The organism is Bacteroidota bacterium (assembly GCA_039111535.1).
Classification (GTDB): Bacteria; Bacteroidota; Rhodothermia; order Rhodothermales; family JAHQVL01; genus JBCCIM01.
Window position 1 is genome coordinate 1 of record JBCCIM010000348.1, and the last position, 2,199, is coordinate 2,199.

At 49.9% G+C, this 2,199-nt stretch carries 3 protein-coding genes; 2 read left to right on the top strand and 1 reads right to left on the bottom strand.

Annotated features, from left to right (window positions below):
* The first annotated feature begins 312 nt into the window (after positions 1 to 312).
* Together AAF564_26695 and AAF564_26700 are read left to right on the top strand one after the other, a co-directional pair.
* Positions 313 to 975 carry a hypothetical protein gene (locus tag AAF564_26695; GenBank protein ID MEM8489161.1) on the top strand — a complete coding sequence of 221 codons (663 nt, stop codon included), beginning with the start codon at positions 313 to 315 and terminating at the stop codon, positions 973 to 975.
* The gene (locus AAF564_26700) at positions 947 to 1,948 is read left to right on the top strand and encodes a TPM domain-containing protein (protein ID MEM8489162.1); all 1,002 of its coding nucleotides are present in this window, start codon (positions 947 to 949) and stop codon (positions 1,946 to 1,948) included. The genes AAF564_26695 and AAF564_26700 overlap by 29 nt, the downstream gene beginning before the upstream one ends.
* 31 nt (positions 1,949 to 1,979) lie before the next feature.
* On the opposite strand, the gene AAF564_26705 is transcribed toward AAF564_26700, so the two are convergent.
* Positions 1,980 to 2,199, bottom strand: a 220-nt coding sequence (locus AAF564_26705) for an ATP-binding protein (GenBank protein ID MEM8489163.1), incomplete at its 5' end; no start/stop codon positions are given.

Genomic DNA, 2,199 nt, shown 5'->3' on the forward strand with positions numbered 1-2,199 from the left:
AGAGATGAGCTTTAATGTAGAGATGCGTCTAGCTCTTGTGATTTAGCACGGACAAAAGGCCCCGGAGACACATCTATTGAGCGCAATGTACTTTATGGTATCCCCGCACATTGGATAAATAAATTTTTCTGAACACCCCTGACACTGAACAAGGAATTTTGAATGTCGAAGTTTAAATTCCTTCAACCTTCACCTTCAACCTTAGTTTATTTGTGAATTTGGATGGTTTTCGGGTATGGGGGCTGTTGTGTTCGTTCTAAATTCCTACTATGGGGTGTTCTGGTTTTGTAAACCCCTTTTTATCCGATCGCAATGAAGGATTTATTTACCAAGGCTGAATTGGACCAGATTAAAGACGCGGTGAGTGGCGCTGAAGAGCGTACATCAGGCGAAATTGTCCCTTACATCGTTGAGCGAAGCGACCGATATGATGTTACACTGTGGCGGGGGGCTTCCATTCTTGCCATTTTTGCCATTCTGGTTGTGGGTATAACCTATCGGTTTTATGATGGTTGGGGATTTGGCTGGCTCTATTCCGGGCTGGGCATCGCATCGCTTGTGCTGGCTGCCGGCACACTGGGTGCCCTGCTTGGCGGATATGTCGGGCCGATTAAACGGGCACTTGCCGGCCAGAATCTGCTCGCCCGCACGGTACACCACCGGGCCATGCGCGCTTTTGTGGAAGAGGAAGTGTTCAACACGCGAGACCGCACAGGTATTCTGCTGTTTATCTCGCTGTTGGAGCACCGGATTGAAGTGCTGGGTGATGAAGGCATTAATCGGCGTGTTTCAGCTGAAGACTGGACGGAAGTGGTCGTCAAAATTCGGAACGGAATCAAACAGCAACGAATCGCTAAGGGATTGATTGATGCGATAGAGATATGTGGAGAGTTGCTTGAGCGGCGCGGCGTAGAAATCCAGCCTGACGATTCTGACGAACTATCCAATGAAGTACGCTTTTCGGATGACGAGTAAATGCACGCTGCGCTCCTGGCGCGTACTGGCCACCCTGATGCTCCTTGGGGTTTGGTATGGCATCGAGACGGTTGCACCAGTAGCAGCCCAGCCGGCTATTCCCACACTGACCGGGCGCGTAGTTGATCGGGCAAGCATCCTGAGTGAAGAGACGGAGCGTACAATAACAACCCTGCTTGCCCAACACGAAGATTCCACCTCTAATCAGATTGCTGTGCTCACCATTCCGTCACTTGAGGGAGGTAATCTGGAGTCGTATAGCCTGGATGTTGCTCGCACATGGGCATTGGGAAGTGCGGAGCGCAACAACGGGGTGTTGTTGTTAATTGCTTACAACGATCGCAAAATTCGAATTGAAGTAGGGTATGGACTTGAAGGGGACCTGCCTGATGTGCTGGCGCAGCGGATTATAGACTACGAGATGACGCCGGCTTTTCGAAATGGTGATTTCGATGGCGGCACACTGAACGGCGTGCGGTCCATTGTGGGTACGATCCAGGGGACCTATGCGCCGCCTGAGTCGTCGAGCAATGACATTGAAAACGCTCCGTGGTTTGTTCGGATTATCTTTGGTGTTATGTTCGTCGGCATGCCGGCATTTATGCTCTTCATGACCTCCTTTGCGCCGGGGTGCATGCGTTGGTTTATGATGCTGTTTTTTATACCGTTCTTTGCTGCCGGCGGGACCATTTTGGCGCCGCCGTATGGTGGTATCGTCATCACAGTTTTGATTCTGCTGGGATTCCTGTGGTTACAGTGGCAAATTCGTAACTCGCCGAAATGGGAGGCGGTACGCGATGCAATGGAAGAGGCCAAGAAAACAGGAAAGGCGGTACCTGTACAAATGGGAGGTTTCAGCTTTAACGTAGGCGGAACGTTTAGCAGCAGCGGTGGCGGGTATTCTGGCGGGGGCAGTAGCTTTAGTGGCGGAGGCGGTTCGTTCGGGGGTGGGGGCGCATCCGGTGGCTGGTAGCTTACTGAAAATTGAATAGAAGAATACGATACTAACTTAAGAAATAAGATTTTATTTCTCCAATCCAGGCAGGTATCGCATCGTCTTGTGAGCAGATTGTTGAGTATTTTATCGCGAAATGCTTTTTGTTGTCGTCTACATCAAAAAAACTGTCTAACATGGTTTTTTGACTTGGAGATAAGTCCAAGGCAAAGTAGGAAGCCTCTTCAGAAACGAGTGTTAAAGAGTCTGTGAAGGCTAGTTCTTTTGGG

Coding starts and splice junctions, on each gene's coding strand:
- AAF564_26700 (MEM8489162.1), top strand. CDS start 947: ATGAAGTACGCTTTTCGGATGACGAGTAAATGCACGCTGCGCTCCTGG.
- AAF564_26695 (MEM8489161.1), top strand. CDS start 313: ATGAAGGATTTATTTACCAAGGCTGAATTGGACCAGATTAAAGACGCG.